24 protein-coding genes are annotated in these 19,645 nt (G+C 68.0%); 19 read left to right on the top strand and 5 right to left on the bottom strand.

The genetic code is table 11. The features are described 5' to 3' along the window. Positions 1–163 precede the first annotated feature (163 nt). Entirely contained in the window at positions 164–1,147 is a 984-nt protein-coding gene (locus RB614_RS20250) for a hypothetical protein (protein WP_308714128.1), read from the top strand. A 98-nt stretch (positions 1,148–1,245) separates the two neighbouring features. Here the strand turns inward: RB614_RS20250 and RB614_RS20255 are convergent, their stop codons facing one another. From RB614_RS20255 to RB614_RS20265, 3 genes are all read right to left on the bottom strand, one after another. Continuing rightward, positions 1,246–1,920 (bottom strand): hypothetical protein, encoded by a 675-nt coding sequence (locus tag RB614_RS20255; RefSeq protein WP_308714129.1) that lies wholly within the window; start codon positions 1,918–1,920, stop codon positions 1,246–1,248. A gap of 188 nt (positions 1,921–2,108) precedes the next feature. Further along, complete coding sequence (locus tag RB614_RS20260; RefSeq protein ID WP_308714130.1) at positions 2,109–3,092, bottom strand: hypothetical protein; 984 nt, start codon at positions 3,090–3,092, stop codon at positions 2,109–2,111. Next, positions 3,061–3,453 (bottom strand): nucleotide pyrophosphohydrolase, encoded by a 393-nt coding sequence (locus RB614_RS20265; protein ID WP_308714131.1) that lies wholly within the window; start codon positions 3,451–3,453, stop codon positions 3,061–3,063. The genes RB614_RS20260 and RB614_RS20265 overlap by 32 nt, the downstream gene beginning before the upstream one ends. A gap of 196 nt (positions 3,454–3,649) precedes the next feature. On the opposite strand from RB614_RS20265, the gene RB614_RS20270 reads away from it, so the two are divergent. Then, on the top strand, positions 3,650–4,672 hold the full coding sequence (locus tag RB614_RS20270; RefSeq protein ID WP_308714132.1) for an HNH endonuclease: 1,023 nt from the start codon (positions 3,650–3,652) through the stop codon (positions 4,670–4,672). Positions 4,673–5,362: 690 nt separating this feature from the next. On the opposite strand, the gene RB614_RS20275 is transcribed toward RB614_RS20270, so the two are convergent. After that, positions 5,363–6,214 (bottom strand): GntR family transcriptional regulator, encoded by an 852-nt coding sequence (locus RB614_RS20275; RefSeq protein WP_308714133.1) that lies wholly within the window; start codon positions 6,212–6,214, stop codon positions 5,363–5,365. 714 nt (positions 6,215–6,928) lie between these two features. Here RB614_RS20275 and RB614_RS20280 point away from each other — a divergent pair. From RB614_RS20280 to RB614_RS20345, 14 genes are all read left to right on the top strand, one after another. Beyond that, positions 6,929–7,171 carry a DUF6284 family protein gene (locus RB614_RS20280; RefSeq protein WP_308714134.1) on the top strand — a complete coding sequence of 81 codons (243 nt, stop codon included), beginning with the start codon at positions 6,929–6,931 and terminating at the stop codon, positions 7,169–7,171. A 7-nt stretch (positions 7,172–7,178) separates the two neighbouring features. After that, entirely contained in the window at positions 7,179–7,445 is a 267-nt protein-coding gene (locus RB614_RS20285; RefSeq protein WP_308714135.1) for a hypothetical protein, read from the top strand. After that, positions 7,442–7,780 (top strand): MazG-like family protein, encoded by a 339-nt coding sequence (locus tag RB614_RS20290; protein WP_308714136.1) that lies wholly within the window; start codon positions 7,442–7,444, stop codon positions 7,778–7,780. The genes RB614_RS20285 and RB614_RS20290 overlap by 4 nt, the downstream gene beginning before the upstream one ends. After that, positions 7,777–9,231 carry a coiled-coil domain-containing protein gene (locus RB614_RS20295; RefSeq protein WP_308714137.1) on the top strand — a complete coding sequence of 485 codons (1,455 nt, stop codon included), beginning with the start codon at positions 7,777–7,779 and terminating at the stop codon, positions 9,229–9,231. Before RB614_RS20290 ends, RB614_RS20295 begins: the two co-directional genes overlap by 4 nt. Continuing rightward, positions 9,231–9,500 carry a hypothetical protein gene (locus RB614_RS20300; RefSeq protein ID WP_308714138.1) on the top strand — a complete coding sequence of 90 codons (270 nt, stop codon included), beginning with the start codon at positions 9,231–9,233 and terminating at the stop codon, positions 9,498–9,500. The genes RB614_RS20295 and RB614_RS20300 overlap by 1 nt, the downstream gene beginning before the upstream one ends. A 115-nt stretch (positions 9,501–9,615) precedes the next feature. Continuing rightward, complete coding sequence (locus RB614_RS20305; RefSeq protein ID WP_308714139.1) at positions 9,616–9,780, top strand: hypothetical protein; 165 nt, start codon at positions 9,616–9,618, stop codon at positions 9,778–9,780. Between the two features lie 98 nt (positions 9,781–9,878). After that, on the top strand, positions 9,879–10,370 hold the full coding sequence (locus tag RB614_RS20310; RefSeq protein ID WP_308714140.1) for a single-stranded DNA-binding protein: 492 nt from the start codon (positions 9,879–9,881) through the stop codon (positions 10,368–10,370). 89 nt (positions 10,371–10,459) lie between these two features. After that, on the top strand, positions 10,460–10,987 hold the full coding sequence (locus RB614_RS20315) for a hypothetical protein (protein WP_308714141.1): 528 nt from the start codon (positions 10,460–10,462) through the stop codon (positions 10,985–10,987). Positions 10,988–11,187: 200 nt separating this feature from the next. Next, a complete protein-coding gene (locus RB614_RS20320; protein WP_308714142.1) occupies positions 11,188–11,553 on the top strand; it encodes a hypothetical protein in 366 nt (121 codons plus the stop codon). After that, on the top strand, positions 11,553–13,586 hold the full coding sequence (locus RB614_RS20325; RefSeq protein WP_308714143.1) for an ATP-binding protein: 2,034 nt from the start codon (positions 11,553–11,555) through the stop codon (positions 13,584–13,586). The genes RB614_RS20320 and RB614_RS20325 overlap by 1 nt, the downstream gene beginning before the upstream one ends. A gap of 60 nt (positions 13,587–13,646) precedes the next feature. Beyond that, on the top strand, positions 13,647–13,820 hold the full coding sequence (locus RB614_RS20330) for a hypothetical protein (RefSeq protein WP_308714144.1): 174 nt from the start codon (positions 13,647–13,649) through the stop codon (positions 13,818–13,820). A 205-nt stretch (positions 13,821–14,025) separates the two neighbouring features. After that, a complete protein-coding gene (locus tag RB614_RS20335) occupies positions 14,026–14,379 on the top strand; it encodes a hypothetical protein (RefSeq protein WP_308714145.1) in 354 nt (117 codons plus the stop codon). Positions 14,380–14,395: 16 nt separating this feature from the next. After that, on the top strand, positions 14,396–14,713 hold the full coding sequence (locus RB614_RS20340) for a hypothetical protein (RefSeq protein ID WP_308714146.1): 318 nt from the start codon (positions 14,396–14,398) through the stop codon (positions 14,711–14,713). Between the two features lie 69 nt (positions 14,714–14,782). Continuing rightward, positions 14,783–16,183 carry a bifunctional DNA primase/polymerase gene (locus RB614_RS20345; protein ID WP_308714147.1) on the top strand — a complete coding sequence of 467 codons (1,401 nt, stop codon included), beginning with the start codon at positions 14,783–14,785 and terminating at the stop codon, positions 16,181–16,183. A gap of 28 nt (positions 16,184–16,211) precedes the next feature. On the opposite strand, the gene RB614_RS20350 is transcribed toward RB614_RS20345, so the two are convergent. Next, entirely contained in the window at positions 16,212–16,988 is a 777-nt protein-coding gene (locus tag RB614_RS20350; protein ID WP_308714148.1) for a hypothetical protein, read from the bottom strand. A gap of 60 nt (positions 16,989–17,048) precedes the next feature. Here RB614_RS20350 and RB614_RS20355 point away from each other — a divergent pair, with 60 nt between their 5' ends. From RB614_RS20355 to RB614_RS20365, 3 genes are all read left to right on the top strand, one after another. Continuing rightward, positions 17,049–17,744, top strand: coding sequence for a DNA cytosine methyltransferase (locus tag RB614_RS20355; RefSeq protein ID WP_308714149.1), 696 nt, complete (start codon positions 17,049–17,051; stop codon positions 17,742–17,744). Between the two features lie 4 nt (positions 17,745–17,748). Next, complete coding sequence (locus RB614_RS20360) at positions 17,749–18,939, top strand: DUF3631 domain-containing protein (protein WP_308714150.1); 1,191 nt, start codon at positions 17,749–17,751, stop codon at positions 18,937–18,939. Positions 18,940–19,379: 440 nt separating this feature from the next. Continuing rightward, complete coding sequence (locus tag RB614_RS20365; protein WP_308714151.1) at positions 19,380–19,631, top strand: helix-turn-helix domain-containing protein; 252 nt, start codon at positions 19,380–19,382, stop codon at positions 19,629–19,631. The last annotated feature ends 14 nt before the right edge of the window (positions 19,632–19,645 follow it).

A 19,645-nucleotide genomic window follows, 5' to 3' on the forward strand; every position in this document is an offset into this window, starting at 1 on the left:
TCGGGCCTCAGCCTGGCGAACGCCGGTCGGTCGCGGTGATGTTGCGCCACTGCTGACCGGCGCTGAGCGGAGTGGGCTTGAGCAGGAGCGCCGGTTGAGGTCGCTACGGCCAGTGCGGATCTAATCCGTTGCGCAGCCATTGCCCGGTGACAGAATGCCTTCCATGCAACGCAAGCCGACGTTTAGGGCTCTGACCTTCACGCCCCTGGCCAATGGTCTCGACTACCTTGACAGTGTCGTGGCCCATCTGGGTGGAAAGCCGACAAAACGGGATCTGAAGTATGCGGTTCTTCACCTGTACTCCGCTATCGAGGTTCTCCTCAAATACAGACTGATACGCGAGCACTGGACAACAGTGGTCAGTCGTATGGATTCTGCTGACAAAACGAAGTTTGAGAGCGGCGACTTTGAGTCCGCGTCTTCGCTGGAGAGCTACGACCGGCTCGTTCGGATCTGCGGGCTTCCCCTCGACAAGGAGGACCGGAAAAAGATCGAGACGGTTGGGAAACTTCGGAACAAGTTGCAGCACTTCGGGCTGAGCGCGACGACGGAGGAAGTTGCTGCGACAACGGCCCGTGCTCTGGACTTCCTGTGGAGGTTCATCCACGAACACGTGGTCCCCGGTGCAGAGGACGACGAGGAGGCCGAACTCGATGACGTACTGGATCGAGTACGGGCGGACCTCGGCACGATTCTCTCCCTTGTAACCGCCCGGATGAAGGAATTGGATCCCATCCTGGCGCAGAAGGATGTTGTCGTTGACTGCCCAGCTTGTCGCCAATCGGCGCTCATCGTAGATGACACAGGCGTACCGACCTGCGCCTTCTGCTATCGCGAATGGGTGGCCGACGAAGCGGCGAGCGAATACGTCGGCGCGACACACGGACTCAATGAGCATTCCGTGCTGAAAGACGGTGGAGTATGGCCGGTCTACTCCTGCGTTAATTGCAGTGAAGAAACGTTGGTAAGCGGAGTCTCGATCCGAGAACAAGAAGGCGAACACTGGGTTTGCTTCACGTGCGGTATGTCGGTGAGCCTTCTGGATCTGGACGCATGTACTCGCTGCGGTGCGATTACGGACACAAGCGGCGACGACGGGGCTCCTATGTGCTCATCGTGTTGGGCCGAAGTTATACGGTCGGACTAGGCGCTACGTAATGGGAGGGGATCAAAGCCGAGCTTTGTTGGCCTATGCGGCTGGAGGTCGCTGTGCACGCGGGTAGGTGTGATGTGCTGTCAGGGTGATTACCCTGTATTTGGCGTTCGCCGATACACGAGCAAGCCGTCCGCAATTTCCCTGCTCAGCGACGCTGCTGCTTGAAGTTTTGCGACAATCTCGTCAGGGTCTGGATGCTCGAAGATTTGTGCGAGCGCCTCGTCGAGGTTCCGCGCGATCTCGGCCATAGCGACGTGACCAGCTACAAGGTCCACGGCATCGACGCGGATGGACTCCCTGTCTCCGGCGGGTAGAGGGATCATGAGATCGTGTAGGCGTGGGATTGACACACTTGGTCTCGGGCTGTGTAGCGGAAGCATTGCCTCTCCTTGGGGACTGGAAAGGTAGGCACCGACGTATTCCATCGAGGTCACGTCGATTGAAGGTTGAACCACGACCAGGCCCTGACCCGGCTGGACGCCGCTGTAGCTTGCCGGGAGTACGGTCCAGATCCGATCCTTGGCCAGGTTCCGACCGACCAGGTCGCCCTCCCGAAGCCTCCGCGGCGGATTACGACGCGTGGTGCGGATCGGTAGATCGTCAACGGGCGTCAGCGGGCGTGTCAGTAGCGAAGGCGGCAGTACCCGATCTGTACTTCGGAACGTCGTCAGCTCTGTGCTGGCGACCTCATGGGTTGGTACCGATCCACCATAGATGCTCGCGAAGGTACTCAGCTTCACCCACCGTGCGGCCCGGTCGGGCATTGGTCAGCTCCCTGCTTTCAGTCGTAATCCCCCGGCTCCTCAGGACTACCCCCAATGACCGGTCAGATGCGAAGCGACTTCAGCGGCGCGTGGATCTTGCTGGCGATGCGATGCCCGTGATTGCCACTATAGATGGACGACGCTTGCGCCTGGACGCTCATCTCCTGCTTCTGGGCAGGCCGGGTGGTCTAGATGGTCGCTCGGAAGGTATGCGTTCTGTGCCAAGCGAAGTATTTCTCGCGGTCCTGAGTCCACCATTCGGTGGTGCGCCCGAGGAGGTGATCGTCGCAATGCCGCGCGACCGAGGGCGACAGGGTGACTTCCGAGCTGATAGCGATCTTGCCGCCTGGGTCGACGGTGATGTAGCCGTGCTCATACAGGCTGTCGCAGCCGAGTAGACACGCCAGCATGGCGACGTTGTCCAGATCGAGTTTCTCGGTGTCCGAGCATTCGGTGCGTCGCTTGATATGTGCGGCGACAAGGAACTGCGGAGGTAGCTGCTCGCCGCAGAGGGCGCAACTCCTGCCGCCAAGTTGGCGGAGCCTGCGCTTGAGAAGGCGTTGCTCGGCCCGGTACGCCGCGTTCCTGGTGCGATCGAGCGGCCCGGAGAAGCGGTTGACGGCGTCAGCGACGTCACTGCCGGCCGGTGCGGTCGGCAGGGCGTAGTCGGACGGGTCCAGGTTGGCCAGCTCGGCCAGGCCCTCAGCCTCTGCGCCCTCCCAGACCCTGAAGCCTTGCACGATGCCGCTGGTCCAGCCCAGAACCGGGCGCACCTCCTCGATTGGGATCTCCACCGAGCGTGTGCCCGTGAGGGCGTACATGTACTCCCAGGTTTGGCCCTTGCCGTCACGCTGCCACAGCCGTTCGGCCAAGGGTTCGTTGTGGAACCGCCACGCGATCGTGGCGGCAAGGTAGAGCCGCCCGTAGCCGTAGAACATGACGAAGTCGCCCGGCTGAAGCCTGACCACCTGGCCGACGTTGCGGTCGTCCACACCGGGGGTGACGCCCCACATCTGGGCCGACCCATCGGGGAACAGCTCGCGGAGCCTGGCCAGGTCGGCCGCGCTCAGAAGGTCGACATGGGAATTGAACGGCACCGGTGAGGCGATCGTGTCCTCGTAGTGCTGCCGCACGGCGCCCTCAAGCCGTGCCGGCTGCAGTGCCACCCTCATGCGACCCCTCCCCGAGCTGGTCGTACTTGTCGGCGCGTCCGTACGCCAAGCTGGCTGGATACCGCTGTTCGTTGAGCGCGATCTTCTCATCGAGGGCCGACAAGACATCGATGTCCAGAACGTCGGCGAGTCGTAACAGATATGCCAGCACGTCGGCGATCTCGTGACGCACGTTCGCCGCCTGCCGGGAATCCTGCATCACAGCTGCCGCCTGCTCAAAGGTCAGCCACTGAAAGATCTCCAACAGCTCGCCCGCCTCGCCGGCAACGGCCATGGCGAGGTTCTTCGGGTTGTGGAACTGCCGCCAATCGCGCTCATCGACGAACGTGGCCAACCGCTGTTGAAGCGAGTGAAGGTCCATCCTGGCTGCCTACCACAACACAGCGAAGTCGTCGGCCTGGGACAGGGCAGTGCCCGCTACGCCGCGCGTACGCGCCTGAGGAGCGGCCATTCCGTAGGACTGCCGATGCCGTACGCCATGCCATCGAGGGGCAGGCCCTTGCCGCCAGCCCGCCAAGCGCTCCGAGGTGTCGATAGGCCGCTCTATGCTTCCCGGTATGGCGCTGACCGACATCACCCGACAAGCCGTTCTGGACGCAATGGAAGAGTTCGACCGGCTGGGCCGCGATGCGTTCCTCGAACGCTACAAGTTCGGTCGCGCTTTAACCTACTTCGTCGAGCACGACGGTAAGCTCTACGACTCCAAGGCCCTCGCTGGATACGCCCACGGTCAGATCCCCGGCCAACGCCGGTGGACCACCGACGACTTCACCGGCGGAGAAAACTCCGTCGCCCGGCATCTTCGCGACCGACTCGGCTTCTCCATGCACGTCCGAAACAACCCCGACTGGAACCACGACGAGCTGATTCTCGCCTGCGACTTGGTCTACGCCAACAACTGGCACGAACTCCGAGCCGAATATCCCGAAGTCATCGAGTTGTCAGCCCTCCTCCAACGATACTGGGCACACCCGGTCGACCAGCGAACAGAGACGTTCCGCAACCCCAACAGCGTCGGTCGAAAGACCACCGACATCGCCACCCACCATCCCGATTACGGTGGTGCCCCTACCCGCGGCGGCAAACTAGATCGCGAAGTCCTGGCCGAGTTTCTCGCCGACCCCGACGAGATGCATCGCCAAGCCTTGGCGCTCAGGGCCGCCATCCTTGCCGGCCCCACCGACGAAACGGGGGCCACAGACCCTGCGGACCTCGATCTAGATGACGCCAGCGCACAGGAAGGCGGCCTACTGGAACGGCTGCACCTGCGCCGCGAACGGGACCGCGGGATCCGCAACAAAGCCGTCAAGGCGTATAAACGCAAACATGGCCACGTCGCCTGTGAAGCCTGCGGCTTCGACTTCGCCGCCACATACGGTCCTCACGGCGAAGATTACATCGAATGCCATCACAAGGTACCGCTCTCAGAGTCCGGCGCCACCACCACAAAGGTCGCCGACTTCGCGCTGCTCTGCTCGAACTGCCATCGCATGATCCACCGGGTACGACCATGGCTCACCATGGACCAGTTGATTCAGATCATTACCACCAGGCGGCGGTCGCAAACACCGACCCCTTGACCGCTAGAAACCGACACGTCCCTTGCGGCTTCAAGGCCGAGAGCCCCGCGCCGACTCCGAACTGCTGAACGGTCAAGCCTGGATTCCCACCGACGGCATCGACCCGAGGATGACGGGCCAAGCCCTGCATGACGCGCCGCATCCCGCCTGTGTAGGGCGCTGTTCAGCCCCGGCGCACGCGATTGTGGATCTCCCTCGCCGCATCGGCGGCTGAGACCTCGGCGGTGTTAAGTGTCAGATCAGCCGCGCCTAGGGGCCTCGTCTCATCCCATACCGCCAGCCGCGCGTCTAGGTCGCCTGTCCCGCGCGCACGGATTCGCTCTGCCGCAACGTCGCGTGGGCACCACAGATAGGCGACAAGCCACCGCGTCCCTGGAACGGCGGATGCTACAGCAGAAACGCCTTCCTCTTGGCCAAGATGAACTACTGGAACGCAGTCGGTAAGCTGCTCTATGAGCGCAGGTCGGTCGATCACGTAAGTGGACCCATAGCGGCTGTTTTCCCAGACAACTTGGTGTTGCTCACGAAGTGAGGCAATATCAGAGTCTCTCGCAATCCGGTAGCCGGCCGTTCTTCCTGCCCCCGCTTTCAACCGGTGGAATAGGGCGTAGCGAGGGTCAATCCTCGTTAGCTCGTGCGTGACGGTATCCTTCCCGCTACCTGGCGGGCCGTACAGGATAATGCCGTGTGTCATGCCGCCTCGCCTAGAATCCTCTTGAGTAATTCCTGTGCTTGATCCTGCAACGGCGCGCTGGACGCTGAGTTGTCGACAACCACATGTTCGCCACTCGGCCGGAAATCGGTATTGATCCGGGCTAACCATACGGACCAGTCGGAGAGCTTTGCCGCATCGCGCGCTGCGCCCCGGCGCCGAATGTATGTGTGCATCGTATCGGCGTCGCAGTACACCCATACAAGCGTCGTCACGGCGTTCATGCCACCGAACAGCGCCTGCGTCCGGCCGATCCAGGAGGGATCGCTAAACTCCTGAACGAACGGCGCGGTCACGATGGCGCTGTTGCCACACTCGACGTTCTCCGTGGTCGCCGCAACGAGTGCCTCATATTCTCGCGGACGAATCGTGCTGAGATATGGGTCAGAATCGCGGTCGTGTGGTGACTGGCCGAGGATCTCTAGGGCGATTTCGACAACGGGCCGCGTAAGCGTGTCCTTGTCGAGCATCGGCCAGCCTGTTTCCCGTGCGATGATCCGGCCTAGTTCCGTCTTCCCACTTCCGGCGTATCCGCCGATCAACAGCACGTGCGGCTTTCGGAGGCGCACTTCGCCTCGACGTGCCTGATCGGGAGCGCGAACAACCCGCTTAGAGCGCGACTTGCTCTCCACTAGGCCATCGGCAATCAGAATCTTCATTGCTTCATTAATCGTGAAGACGCTGACGCCCCATGTCTGAGCCAGTTCACGCGTGGAGGGCAGCACGTCTCCGTTCCTCAGCACCCCTGCGTCGATCTCGTTTCGGATGTTTCGCGCAACCTGCTGGTGTAGCGACTCTGCCCGCGTGAGTCGTGGCCGGGGTGAAGACATGCGCGCTCCCTCGGAGCTAGTGGTGTCTCGATCAGCAAGAGCCTATCAGACGCCTAACAGTGAGCTAACAGTCGCGGGCTGCACATATGCGCTGCTAGCGGCCTATCTGTGCCACTCCCCGTCTGGCCAGTTGACCAGGGGTCCTAACAACTGTTAGGTTGCACGTATCACACCAGCCGGTTGGTAACCGGAACGGCGGAGCGGCTTCGGCGGCGACGTGCGATCCCCGGGACGCCAGCCGCGCACTTGATGTTTGAGAACTCCACAGTGGACCGGGATGCCAGGGAGATCCGTCTCTCCGATTGGTCCCGATGCGTGCGATCTAGGGGTGGCGCGCGGGTGTCGGCTGTTGACCTTGTCCGGCCGCAAGACCTGTCCGCCCGCTCCGCCCAACCGAGGGTCGCGAAATCCAGATCTGCGTATTCCGCCCCTGGTCAGGGGCTGTTTCTGCTGCTTTGCGGGACACGGCGCTACACGCGTCGTGTCCCGCGCTCCCTTCGACGTTTAGGCGGTGCATTGCCATGGCTGCTTTCGCTGAGCTGCTTCGAGTTTCGGCACGTCAGGGCGCCTGCTGGCGCGAGTGCACCGGTTGTACCGGCCTCGCTGCGCTGGCGCCGGACGAGACCCATTGCCCGGCCTGCCGACCCGGAACGCAGCGCGTCACGCGCCGCCGGTCGGCTCGGGCCGCCTGATCCGGAAGGACTTCCCCGACCCATGTGGATCAACTTCGACGACGCCGAGCCCTCGCCCGGCGACCTGGCCGCGATCGAGGCCGAGTGGCCGCAGATCGAGGCGGACCTGGCCGAGCTGGACGCAGAGATCCGTGCCATCTATGCCGCGGACCGCGGCGGCCCGACCGAGCTGGATTGGCGCCGCACGCGCCGCAGCGCCGCCCGGGTGACCCGGACCGCGACCCGCGCGGCCCGACCGACCGCCGACCTGCGGCCTGCCGCCTGAGGTGCCGATGAGCCTCTACGCGGACAACGATGGCCTGTTCCCCGACGACGCCGCGGTCCTAGTCCGCTTCCCGCTGCCGACCACGCCGACCGACGCCGACCGCGCTGACTGGCCCTGGGTGGCCGGCCACGTGTTGGGGCAGTGCGGCCCGGATGAGTGGCACATCGTCGTGGACGGCTCGCCTGAACTGGCCGAGCCGGACCCGGACGACCCGGACGGCGAACCGCTGTTCCCGGCCTGTTTCCGGGACGCCAGTGAGCTGCGGCTGGCATGACCGCCGACGTGTACGCGGCGGTGCACGCCGCGGCGAACTGGCTGGACGAACACAACGGCGCCGGCCACACCGAGCTCATGGCCCGCATCCTCAAGGTCACCGAGGAGGCGGGCGAGGTCGCCGCGGCGTGGATCGGCGCGACCGGTCAGAACCCGCGCAAGGGCGTCACGCACACCTATGGCGACGTGGCCGCCGAGTTGGCCGACGTCGCGTTCACCGCCCTCGTGGCGATCGATTCCCTCGGCTTCGACCCGGCCGATGTCGTCGCCGCCTGTGCGGCGAAGGTGACCGGCCGCCTCGACGTCCCGGCAATGTCCGGAGGTACCCACTCATGATCACCTTTCGAAATCCGCATGTGGCCGACCCGGACGCGGACCTGACCCGGTCGGTCCGGCACACGTCCGTGATCCGGCAGGTCTTCTACGTCGTCGTGCTGCTGGTGGCGCTGGCCGGTCAGGTGCTCGGCGCGCACGAGGCCCTCGGGATCCCGATCGGGTTCGCGGTCCCGGCGGTGGTGGCGTTGGAGTTGGGCGGCATCGTGGTGCTGTCCAACGCCGACGTGCGGCGCCGGCTCGGTGAGCGGGCCGTCGCATCCCGGATCCTGTCGGCTGGGATCGCGGCCGGTGCGGTCGCGTTCAACCTGGCCACCCACTCCGATCGGCTGTTGGGGGCGTTCTTCGGCGGCATGTCCGCGTTGGGCTATCTGGTGTGGCTGATGCACACCGAGAACCAGCGCCGCGACCGGCTCCGCGCCACGGGCGCCCTGCCGCCGACCACACCGGCGTACGAGCTGGTTGGGCACTGGCTGCGCCACCCCGTGCTTACCCTGAAGGCCAGGAGCCTGGCCAAGGCCAACCCCGCCCTCGGCCTGTACGGGTCGCTGGATGCGGCCCGGACGCAGGCCCGCAGCGAGCGGCGGCAGGCCGCGATCGCGAAGGTGCTGCACCGCAAGATCCGCACCGCGGTCGATCCGGTCACCGCGGACATCGCCACCGCCAGCTACAACCTCGATGAGGTCGCCGCCCGCCTAGCCGCCAGCGCCGACTACGACGCGCTGACCTCGCTGATCAGCACCGACCTGCACCCGACCCGGCTGGTCAACTCCGACGCCGATCTCGTCACGCAGCTCGAACGAGCACGCGAGGCAGAAGCCACCGCGCTGGCATCCGCACGAGACGCCAAGGCGGAGGCGGAGCGGCTGGGCACCGAGGTGACCACTCTGGCAGCCGAGGCCGCCACCACAACGCAGGCATTGGATGGCGAGCGGGCGCGGCACGCCGAGACGGCGGCCGAGCTGACCGCGGCGCTGGCGCGGGCCGAGGCCGAAGCGCAGCACCGCGACGCCGCCGACGCCCGCCTCGACACCCTCGTCGCCCAAATGGCCGGACTGGAGCAGGCCCGGCACGCGGCCGAGACCGAGACCGCGCAGGCCCTCGACACGGCCGCTGGGCTGGCCCGTGAAAACGAGGCCCTGAGCGCCCGCCTCGCCGAGGCCGAGGCACACGTCGCCCGGCTCACCGCCCAGGCCGTCGAGCAGGCCAAGCCCACTGTCCGGGCAACGGCGAAGCGGCAGCCCAGCGCTGCTGAGCGGGTCGCGAAAGCGATCGCGCGTAGCCCTCGGGCAAGTGACGCCACCATCGCCGCCCGGCTCGACCTTTCCGAGGCCACCGTGCGGCGGCACCGTCGACAGGCTGTCGACAGCGTGTCGACAGCCAGCGAGACGCCAGAGACCAAAACGGGTCGCGTGGTGGAGCTGCCCGAGCGACGTAACGCGGCGGTGGCGTGATGGCCCGCCGCAGACCACGGACCCGCCGCGCCCGCCGTAACCGCGGCGGTCGCCTCGTCTGGCGCTTCCTGCTCGGCCAGCCGCTGGACGGGCGCCGCTACTCGGACGCCACGTTCTGGCGCCGCGGCGGCAGGATCCGCCGACACCCATGGGTGTTCACCTGGACCTGGTGGACCCTCGCCGCGGGCTGGCAACGCGCCGGCATCCGCCTGGCCGCCGTGGTCGTGCTGCTCACAGCCACACTCGCGGCCTTGGCGCTGGCCGCCTGACCTCGATCGCAGGGCTAGCAGCACCCATAGCCCTGTCCGGGAGCGCGGCCCATGGCCTAGGAAACCGTGCCGCGCTCCCGGTCACCGTCACGAACCCGAAAGGGGGTTCGATCCGATGGCCAACGCTACCCCGCCACCCGGTTGTACCTGCGGCTACACCGGCCGCTGCCGCGGCTGCGGCCGGCTCATCGCCGCGACCGCGACCCGCGAGGGTCGCTCGCCGGCCCAACGCACCGGCATCGCCGCACTCACCCGCCTGTCCACTAAGGACGCCGCGTAGCCGAGTCCGGCTCTACGCCTTCGCTCCCTTTGTTTCATCCCGCTGCGGGGTGTGGCGACCGTCCACGCCCCGCGGCCCGTTCAAGCCCCGGGAAGGGGATGTCCACAGTGGCCAACGAACCCGTCATCACGGTCATCGGGAACCTGACCGACGACCCCGAGCTGCGTTACACCCCGTCCGGCGCCGCGGTCGCCAAGTTCCGTATCGCGTCGACCCCGCGCACCTTCGACAAGCAGACCAGCGAGTGGCGCGACGGCGAACCGCTCTTCCTGACCTGCAACATCTGGCGCGACTCGGCCGAGCACGTGGCCGAGTCGCTCAAGCGCGGCACCCGCGTCATCGTGCACGGCCGGCTGCGGCAGCGCTCCTACGAGACCCGCGAGGGCGAGAAGCGCACCGTGTACGAGCTGGAAGTCGACGAGATCGGCCCGTCGCTGCGCTACGCCACCGCCGCCGTGCAGCGGATGACCCGCACCAACGGCAGCACCACGGCGGCGCCGGCCGCGCAGGGCGACGACCCGTGGTCGGTGCCCGCCTCCACCGCCGCACCCGCCAGCGGTGGTTCGTTCGACGACGAGCCGCCGTTCTAGCCCCCGCTGGCCGGTCGCCGCGGCGGCGCTGCGGCCGGCCTCGCCTCAGGGCACCCCTGTCCGAGACACGGATCGGAGAGCACAGCCTGATGAAGACGTTGGAGCCCGAGCAGTGGCGCGTTCTGGGCCGCATGGTCTCCCTGTGCGGCGCCCGGGCGCGGCTGGGCGAGATGTTGAAGTCGCAGGACGCCAGCCCGGAAGCGGTCAGCGACATGGCCGAGCGTGGCCTGATCCTGGCCACGCTGGACGGTGAGCAGATCGACCTCACGCCGGGGCTGATCAAGACGCACCGCCGCAGCATGTTCCTGCACCTGGCCCCGGCGGGCGAGAGCTACTACTGGAACGACCCGCACCGGGTGCTGCGTTCGCTCGGCCGGACCACCCACGGCCTGACCCTGACCTACCTGCTCGGCATGATCCTGTTCGAGGACATCGCCGAGCTGCACCGCGAGGGCATGCTCTACGCCCTGACCGAGGACGACACAATCGACCTCAGCGAGGCGCGCCAACCGTTTGCTGGTAGTTCCAAGCTCATCCTGCCCGGTGGCGCAGAGGTGTGGATCGACGTCGTGATCGTCCGGACCACCAACAAGGGTCAGCTCTACTGCGAACGCTGACCGCTGCTGCTCAACCTGCTGCGGGCCGGGTGTGTTCTTCCACCCCCGGTCCGCAGCGTGGATCTGTCGCTTCCGCCGGCAGGTGCAACGCCTGCCGGCTTTGTTTGTCTCGCCGGTCCGGTGACGCGCCGCGTCCCGCTGGCAAGTCGACGCGTCGGGTCCGCGGTGGATCCGACGCTTGGGACTTGGAAAGGATATTGATGGCTCGCCGTCTGATCCCCGACGCCGATATCCGCAACGACGAAGACCTGCTCAACATGCTGGAAGGCATCCGCGCTGTTGGCCTGGCCGGGCACGACGAGATCGACGAGTTGGCCGGGCTGATCCGGGTGAAGATCGAACGGTATGGCCGCCGCAACGGCCTGTCCCGGATGCGGGCGAAGTTCTGGGGCCGCCAGGTCGCCCGCCCCCTCGTGCGCGCGGCCGACGAGATGCTCGCGGTCGCCGCCTACGCGCGGGTGTGCCGCAACCGGTTCGAGGCGTTCCTGATCGCCTTGGACGACGAGAAGCCCGGCGCCGGTGACTTCACCGTCCGCGCCCGCGACAACGGCAGCAGGGCTGCCTGATGGCCCGGCAGAGCCGCGGTATCCGTGGCACCGACGTGGCGCGGGGCGCCTACCGCGAAGTGAAGCAAAGCCCGTGGCCGTACGTGATCCCACCGATCGCGGCGGTGGGCAACCTGATCCTGTCCGGGATCCTGTCGCTGATCTGGGGCGCCTACGCCCAGCCCACCGTGTGGGAAGTGGCATGGCGGGCCGCGCTCGTGCTCGGCTGCTCCGCGGCGATCGTGTGGACCACTTGGGGTGTCGGTCGGGCTCGGAAGATGGAGCTGCGGGCCGCGTCGCTGCTGATGGCCACCGGCTCGTGTGTGGGCCTGTTCGTGCTCACCTTCCGCGGCTGGTCCCGCGATTCGGTGCTGGTCTACCTGCTGGTGATGGTCACCGCCTCGATCCTGCTGGCCACAACCAAGCTGCTGCGCGGCGACGGCACCGACGCCCGCGCGAACCTGTTCGGCGAACTGGGCGAGCGGGTCAAGGAGTTGCAGGACGTCGGTCAGACCGGCAGGCCGAAGGTGGTCGACGGCCGGATCGTGACGCACACCGAGATGGTGCCCGGCGCCGACTTCAACAGCCTGGCCAAGCCGGATGTCCGCACCGCGATCGCCTCGGCGCTCGATGTGCCGCCGGGCGGGGTGCGGATGGTGAGGAATCGGAACACGCCCCGGGTGGGGCGGATGGAGGTGTCCCCTGTGGACATGCTCGAACACCCGCCGGCCTGGCCCGGCCTGTCCGCCCCCGGCGGCACCATCGGAGCGCCGATCCGGCTGGCGGTTTACCAGACCGGTGCGCCGATCCCGCTGCTGCTGCCCGGTAACCCGGCCGCCGGGCAGAACCCGATCGGGGTTCTGCTGCTGCTCGGGCAGTCCGGATCCGGCAAGACCGAGCTGCAGCTCATGCTGGCTGCCGAAGCGCGTTCCCGCGCGGACAGCGAGGTCGTCTACATCGACGGCCGCAAGGGACTCCAGTTGCCGCGGGCGTTCCGGGACGCGATGCACGTGTTCATCCACCGCGCCGACGAGGGCGAGCGCTATCTCGACGGGCTGATCCCGGATGTCGCCAAGCGGGCCGGGCAGATCGGCGGACACGGGCACGAGCAGTGGACGGCCGGGTGCCGTCGGTGCCCGCCGTTCCGGGTGGTGATCGTGGATGAGGCGAGCAAGTTCGTCGAGTCCGAGGACACCCTGGTCGAGCTGGCCGAGTCGGTCCGCTCGGTCGGCGTGTTCGTCCTGCTGGGCATCCAGCGGGCGACCGGCGACCGGATGCCTACTAGCGTCCGGACCACGGTCGGCGGCGTGATCTGCATGGGCGTGCGGGACGTGGGCGAGGGCGCCCGGGTGCTGTCCGAGGAGACCATCGAGGCCGGTGCGGACCCGGGGTGGAAGAACCGCAAGCCCGGCGCCCTGTACGCCGAGCTGCCGGGCACTGACCCGGACGACTGGTCCCTGCCCGGCCGCACCTTCAAGCCGGACCGGGATGCGGTCATCGCCGAACTCGTCGCCCACCTGGCCGGCACCGGTCAGAGCACGACCACGCCGGCCGCGGCACCGGCACCGGCGCCGGCCGTCCCGCTGCCGCGGGCAGCCGCAGCCATGCCGGAGCGGGAGCGGGCAGGCGAGGACGACGCGGACGACCCGGACGCCGACAACGATCCCGAGTTGGCGCCGCCTCCGGTCGATCCGGAGTGCCCGCCGGACGCCGACCCGTACGATCCGATCACCGTCCCGGTACGGGAGCGGATCCCGCTCGACCTCGACCCGGAGGACGGCCGACAGTACACCCCGACTGAGATCCGGCTGATGGTCCGCACCACGATCCTGGCCGCCTACGAGCGAGGCACGCGGCAGGTACGGCCGTCCAACTTCGCCCCGCTCGTCGACAAGGTCGGCGACGAAGGACTCAAGCCACCGACCCTGAGCAAGATCCTCGGCGAGTTCTGCCAAGGACCGGCGCCGCTGCTGCGCCGGTCCGAGGACCGCGGCGTGTACGAAATCCTTCCGCCGCAGGGCAGCCCGAGCCCGGCGCTCGCCGAGGCCGCCTGAACCCGGGCGCCCGCTGTCCACCCTTTTCCGAAGTCCTGTGGCCCGAAAGGGGGCTGTCGCATGCGCACGCCCACCATCGCCAACCGGATCCGCCGGGTCGCCGCGTGGCGGCCCGGCGCCCGGCCCGGCGCCCGCGTCATCAAGATGCTCTGCCCGCACTGCCACCGCTGGCGCTCGCCGCGGTACTTCCGCCGCTACGGCGGCGGCTGCCGCAAATGCATCGGCACCGGCTGACCACGCCCGCACAACCACCCGCGCCCGTCACGCACAGTCACGCGGACGGACGCGTATTTCACGCGCTTCACGCACTTCACGGACTTCACGCGAGCACCCGGAAACCCCGCCTACGCGTGCGCGTGCGCGCGCGCGAGCCTCCGTGAAGTCCGTGAAGTGAAGTCCGTGAAGTCAAAGGATCATCTACAGAAAGTGATAGTCAATCATGGCTTCCTGGTTCCGCCTCGCCCGGCGCGGCGCCGCCAACGAGTTCGGCCGCCGGCTGTGGCGCTGGTTCGCCGCCTTCGAACTCATCCGCTGGCTGGCCCGCCGGGTCCTGCCGACCCTGCTGATCCTCGTCGCCCTCGCGGTCGCCGTCTGGCTGGCCGTCCGCGCCGCGGGATGGTGGCTGCCCCGGCTGACCGCCCTGGCGGCCATCGCCGGCACCCTGGCCGCCGCCGTGTGGCTGGCCCGCCGCTACCGCTGGGAACTACGCGCCGGCCTGCCCCGCACCGCCGTCGCCGCTCTCGCCCTCGTCGTGGCCGGCGTGCTCGGCACCGCCGTCTATCACCTGCGCTGAGGGGAGGTGACCGTCGTTGAACGGCTTCGAGACGCTGCCGCTGTTCGGTGAGCCCGACCGGCCCACCGTCCCGCCGCCACCGGTGGTCAAGGTGCAGTGGTCCAACTACCGCACCGTGGGGCGTGTGCAGTGCATGCACTGTCTCGCCGTGGCCCACGCCCGACGCGGCACCGGCCCGGTCGACATCCGCGGCGCTCGGCGCCGCCGCACCGGACCCGACGGCGAACTACTGCTGTGCACCGCACACGCCGAGGCCAAACACGCCGCCGATGTCGTCGCCGGGCTCGTACCGCCGCCCAAGGGCCGAGCACTAGCGGTACGCCGGGCTGCCTAGCGGCTCACCTGAGCGCAGCTGACCTGGATTCCCTGCTTCGCACTGCCCATCCGGAAGGGAGGACCCTGCATGCCCGAACACGCGTACCGGGTGCTGGTTACCGGCTCTCGTACGTGGCCACGACCTGGCGACATCACCACTGCTTTGGACGAGCTGCACGAGCAGCACGGCGGTCGGCTGATCATTGTGCACGGCGCGTGCCCGCGCGGCGCCGACGCGATCGCGGACGCCTGGTGCCGCCGACGTCGGGTGAACGTCGAGCGGTGGCCGGCGGACTGGTCGATCGGCAACCATGCCGGTCACGTCCGTAACGCCGCGATGGTGGCCACCGCACCGGCGCTGTGCCTAGCGTTCATCCACGACCGGTCGCCCGGCGCCACCGGCTGCGCCATGCTCGCCAAGGAAGCCAAGATCCCGACGATTCGGCACCGGCGCGACCAACGGCCCACCGAGATCGCCGCCGCGGTCCGGGCACTGCGGCCGGGCTGGCGGATGTGTACCGGCGGCTGCGGCTGGCCCGTCGATCCCGCCATCGGCTGCGGCAACCACCCGACCTGCCCGGCACCGGACAACGGCCGCGGCTGGCACGGCGCCGGAGCGGACCTGCTGCCGGCTGCGTTCGCGCTAGCCCGCGATGGCCTGCCGGTGTTCTGGCTCGGCCGCACCAAACGCCCGGTCGCCAACTGTCCCGCCTGCCCGAAGGTCGAAGACGACCCCGACCACGACCCCGAGGCGTGCACCTGTCTGACCTGTCACGGGTTCTACGCCGCCAGCATCGACCCGGACCGGATCGCGGCGATGCACGCCGCCGTCCCGGGCGGCATGCTCGCCATCCGCACTGGCACCGCATCTGGCCGGGTGGTGATCGACATCGACCCGCGCAACGGCGGCACGGTGCTGCCCGAGCTGATGCCGCCCACCCGGTGCGCCCGTACCGGCTCCGGCGGCTGGCACCTGCACTACCGCCACCCCGGCGGCAAGCTCGCCGGCAAGCTGCACGGGCATCCGGGGATCGACATCAAGGCCGACGGTGGGTACGTCGTCGCCCCACCCTCGATCCACCCGGCCACCCGACAGCCGTACCGGTGGGTGGGGGACCGGCCAGTGATTGAGATGCCCCCGCCGCTGATCGTCGCCTGCCGACCCGCCGAGCCGCCGCCAGGCGTCGGCCCGCCCGCCGCGCCGACCCCGACGACGAGGGGACGGGGCATCTCATCTGCTGACGCCCTGCTGGCCGCACACCTCGACGCGCTCGCCCGAGCACCCGAAGGCCGACGCCGCACCACGCTCTACGGCGTGGCCCGCGGGGTCGCCCGGATGGTCGCCGCGGACGCGATCACGTCCGGCGACGCGTACGCCGTGCTCTACCGAGCCGGCCGAGCGGCCGGGCAGAGCGACCGGGACACCCGCGCCGCGATCGCGGACGGTTTCCGGCACGAATCCGTTGCCACCGAAGGGATCCCCGCGTGACCGGCCGCCATCTTGTCGTGACCTGTGGTCAGTCGAACAGCGATTGCTGCCCGTCCACTTCGGTGACGCTCTCCTGCGGCTCGTCGTCCACCATCGGGTCGTCGTCATCCGATGATGGTCCCCACCGTAGCGGCGGGGGCGGATCCTGTTCGGCCTTGGCGAGGATCGCCGCGGCCAAGTCCATCATCTCGGTGATCGACCGGGCGTGGATGACCAGGAACTCCGGTCGCTCGTCATCAATGCCGAAGCCGCAGGAACTGCGCTGGACCAGCGGCTGTAGCCACTGCGCGTGTTCACGGTCGATGGCCGCCAGGACGACCGGTCGGTCGGACCACGACCGCTCGGCATGGCTGCGGCAACTGGCGGCCGGTACGCACCCGGTCGCCGCCAGCGCGTACGTGAGCCCGGCAACCCCGAGGTCGAGGCCGCACAGGCTGACGGAGTCGACGTCGCCGTGCTCGGCAAGCGTCGCCATGTCGGCCTCGTCCTCGGGTTCCTCGGACGGGAAGTCCGGGTTGTGGCCCTCGATCACGCGGGCGAAGTCCTCAAACGATTCGGCATCGGTCGCCACGGCATCAACGGCCGCCGCCGCGGCCCGCTCGTCGGCCACCACCACGGCCGCCTCGGACAGCGGCACGTCGAAGATCGCCCACACGCCGCGGAAGAACCCGATCCCTTCGTCGTGGATCTCATCCCGGGCCGGCATCCAGAACGTGGCAGCCCCCGGAAGAGCCGAATCAAGATCGATGTCCGTGCGAGGGATCAACCGTGTCTCCTCCCGGGCGACGGCGTCCACATCAGTCAATCAGCAACCAGAACCCCGCTCAACCCAGACCACGGGCACGCGGCGGACGGCGGTGGCAGCGTGAACGTGCTCGAACTGTTCGCCGGCATCGGCGGCCTGTCGTTGGGGTTGCAGCGGGCCGGGATGACCATTGTCGGCCACGTCGAACTCGATCCGTTCTGCCGCGCTGTTCTTTCCAAGCACTGGCCGGAGGTGCCCTGCCATGACGATGTCCGCACCGCCGTCGCCTGGTGGCGTAGCCAGCCGCGTCCCCGGGTCGATGTCGTCGCCGGCGGCTACCCCTGCCCGGGAGAAAGCAACGCCGGCAAACGACGCGGACACGAGGACGAACGGTGGCTGTGGCCGGAGATGGCCCGCGTCATCCACGCCATCCGACCCCGATACGTCATCGCCGAAAACGTCCTGGGCCACCGCACCCGAGGGCTTCGTTTCGTCCTCCGAGACCTCGACCGGCTCGGATACACCGCCCGTGCCGGCATTGTCCGAGCTTGCCAGATGGGGGCACCACACCCACGGTCCCGCCTGTTCATCCTGGCCCACACCAGCGGCCAGGGACGCGGACCGGGGAGCGGGCTGGAACCGCCCCGGACGGCCCCTGTCCGAACGGGTTGGTGGGCCAGTGAACCCCAGGTGGCTCGAATGGCTCATGGGGTTCCCGCCGGGGTGGACCGACGTCGAGCCCTCGGAAACGCTGTCGTCCCCCACGTCGGCGAGCACATCGGCCGCATCATCCTCGACCACCACGCGAGCGGGTGACCACATGACCGAACCGACCGACACCGAGACAGCCGTGGGCGGCGCGATCCTCGACCGCCTCCACCAGATCATCACCCGCTATGTGATCCTGCCCAGCCCGGAAGCCCTCGACGCGGTCGTGCTGTGGACCGCGGCCACCCACGGGCAGCCGGCATGGGCGCACGCCCCGCGGCTGGTCATCCGGGCGCCGGAGAAGCGGTGCGGCAAGTCCCGACTGCTCGACGTCGTGGAGGGCACCTGCTACAGCCCGCTGATCACCGTCAACGCCTCCACCCCGGCCGTGTACCGGTCGATCGGCGGAGACGACCCGCCGACCATCCTGCTGGATGAGGCCGACACGATCTTCGGCGGCAAGCAGGCCGAGGCCAACGAGGACCTGCGCGGCCTGCTGAATGCCGGCCACCAGCGCAACCGGCCGACCATCCGCTGGAACCAGCAGCAACAGCAGGTCGAGCGGATCGCCACCTTCGCCATGGCCGCCCTCGCCGGCATCGGCCAGATGCCCGACACCATCGAGGACCGGGCGATCGTGGTCAAGATGCGCCGCCGCACCCCGGCCGAAAAGGTCGCCCCGTTCCGGCAGCGCCGCGACGGCCCCGCGCTACGGCAGATCGGCTCCGACCTGACCACCTGGATCCGCGGCAACATCGTCGAACTGGAACAGGCCGAACCAGTAATGCCCCTGGAGGACCGGGCCGCCGACACCTGGGAACCGCTGATCGCGGTCGCCGACCTCGCTGGCGGGAACTGGCCGGAACGAGCTCGACGCGCGGCCCAGGCGCTGAACGCGGCCCGCGAGGGGGACACCGAATTCTCCGACCGGCTCCGGCTGCTGATCGACTGCCGCACCGTCTTCGGCAGCTTCGACGCCATGCCGTCCACCGTTCTGCTCGACCGGCTCAAGGCACTGCCCGAGTCGCCGTGGGCCGACTACAACAGCGGCGCCGGCCTGACCGCGATGAAACTCGGCGTGCTGCTGCGCGAGTACGAGATCACCTCGGACAACATCACCTTCCCGCACCCCACCGGCCGCGTGAAGGGCTTCCCCCGCACCGCGTTCACCGACGCCTGGCAGCGCTACTGCCCACCCGAAGACGACCCCGCACCAGAGCCGTACAAGCCGTACAAGCCGTACGCCGACCCCGACATCCCCAGCTCAGACCGCGTACGGCTTCTACACCCCCGTACGGCTTAAGCCGTACACCCCGCCACCAGCACCAACGCCGGCCGCGCCAGGTCGCGTACGGCTTAGCCGTACGCACGCCGAAAAGCCGTACGTGCCCTGAGCAGCCAAAACATAGATCGCGTACGGCTTGTACGGCTTGACCCCAAACCAGCACCCCCACAAGCCGTACGCGAGCACCACACAGCGGCTACCAGAACGGCCCGCTGAGAGCCTCACAGACGCTTTGGTGCATGTAATGACATCAGGACAAGACAGATCTTGGCTCAACGGCCCTCTCAGCGGGCCGTTCTGCGTGGCTCTCCCGGCGAACGTGGCCCACCCTCACCGGACGACCTCCGACCCGCGAACGGGTCGCCACGCACGCGCACAGCAGGCCAGAACGGCCCCAGGGCACACCGCGAAGCACGCGCCGAGGCCGTCCTCCCCTCGTCGAGAGGAGCAACACCAGCATGGCCGCCCAAAAGGCATCCACACAGCGTCCCGAAAGCCTGACCGGTGCCGCCGAGAGCGGAATCGTGCTCACGATCGAGCAGGCTGCACGGAAACTCGGGATCGGGCGAACCACGATGTACGCGCTCGTCATGAGCGGCGAAGTCCGCTCGGTCACCATCGGTCGACTTCGCCGCGTACCCACCCGGTGCCTTGACGAGTACGTATCTGGACTGCTCGAAAACGCACAGACCGTAATACCTGCCGCCTAAGGAGAACACATTAT

Origin of the sequence: Phytohabitans maris, from assembly GCF_031085175.1 — a bacterium.
Lineage (GTDB): Bacteria > Actinomycetota > Actinomycetes > Mycobacteriales > Micromonosporaceae > Phytohabitans > Phytohabitans maris.

Excerpts from the sequence above, each read along its gene's own strand:
- RB614_RS20250 (WP_308714128.1), top strand. The coding sequence starts at position 164 with ATGCAACGCAAGCCGACGTTTAGGGCTCTGACCTTCACGCCCCTGGCC.
- RB614_RS20255 (WP_308714129.1), bottom strand. The coding sequence starts at position 1,920 with ATGCCCGACCGGGCCGCACGGTGGGTGAAGCTGAGTACCTTCGCGAGC.
- RB614_RS20260 (WP_308714130.1), bottom strand. The coding sequence starts at position 3,092 with ATGAGGGTGGCACTGCAGCCGGCACGGCTTGAGGGCGCCGTGCGGCAG.
- RB614_RS20265 (WP_308714131.1), bottom strand. The coding sequence starts at position 3,453 with ATGGACCTTCACTCGCTTCAACAGCGGTTGGCCACGTTCGTCGATGAG.
- RB614_RS20270 (WP_308714132.1), top strand. The coding sequence starts at position 3,650 with ATGGCGCTGACCGACATCACCCGACAAGCCGTTCTGGACGCAATGGAA.
- RB614_RS20275 (WP_308714133.1), bottom strand. The coding sequence starts at position 6,214 with ATGTCTTCACCCCGGCCACGACTCACGCGGGCAGAGTCGCTACACCAG.
- RB614_RS20280 (WP_308714134.1), top strand. The coding sequence starts at position 6,929 with ATGTGGATCAACTTCGACGACGCCGAGCCCTCGCCCGGCGACCTGGCC.
- RB614_RS20285 (WP_308714135.1), top strand. The coding sequence starts at position 7,179 with ATGAGCCTCTACGCGGACAACGATGGCCTGTTCCCCGACGACGCCGCG.
- RB614_RS20290 (WP_308714136.1), top strand. The coding sequence starts at position 7,442 with ATGACCGCCGACGTGTACGCGGCGGTGCACGCCGCGGCGAACTGGCTG.
- RB614_RS20295 (WP_308714137.1), top strand. The coding sequence starts at position 7,777 with ATGATCACCTTTCGAAATCCGCATGTGGCCGACCCGGACGCGGACCTG.
- RB614_RS20300 (WP_308714138.1), top strand. The coding sequence starts at position 9,231 with ATGGCCCGCCGCAGACCACGGACCCGCCGCGCCCGCCGTAACCGCGGC.
- RB614_RS20305 (WP_308714139.1), top strand. The coding sequence starts at position 9,616 with ATGGCCAACGCTACCCCGCCACCCGGTTGTACCTGCGGCTACACCGGC.
- RB614_RS20310 (WP_308714140.1), top strand. The coding sequence starts at position 9,879 with ATGTCCACAGTGGCCAACGAACCCGTCATCACGGTCATCGGGAACCTG.
- RB614_RS20315 (WP_308714141.1), top strand. The coding sequence starts at position 10,460 with ATGAAGACGTTGGAGCCCGAGCAGTGGCGCGTTCTGGGCCGCATGGTC.
- RB614_RS20320 (WP_308714142.1), top strand. The coding sequence starts at position 11,188 with ATGGCTCGCCGTCTGATCCCCGACGCCGATATCCGCAACGACGAAGAC.
- RB614_RS20325 (WP_308714143.1), top strand. The coding sequence starts at position 11,553 with ATGGCCCGGCAGAGCCGCGGTATCCGTGGCACCGACGTGGCGCGGGGC.
- RB614_RS20330 (WP_308714144.1), top strand. The coding sequence starts at position 13,647 with ATGCGCACGCCCACCATCGCCAACCGGATCCGCCGGGTCGCCGCGTGG.
- RB614_RS20335 (WP_308714145.1), top strand. The coding sequence starts at position 14,026 with ATGGCTTCCTGGTTCCGCCTCGCCCGGCGCGGCGCCGCCAACGAGTTC.
- RB614_RS20345 (WP_308714147.1), top strand. The coding sequence starts at position 14,783 with ATGCCCGAACACGCGTACCGGGTGCTGGTTACCGGCTCTCGTACGTGG.
- RB614_RS20360 (WP_308714150.1), top strand. The coding sequence starts at position 17,749 with ATGACCGAACCGACCGACACCGAGACAGCCGTGGGCGGCGCGATCCTC.
- RB614_RS20365 (WP_308714151.1), top strand. The coding sequence starts at position 19,380 with ATGGCCGCCCAAAAGGCATCCACACAGCGTCCCGAAAGCCTGACCGGT.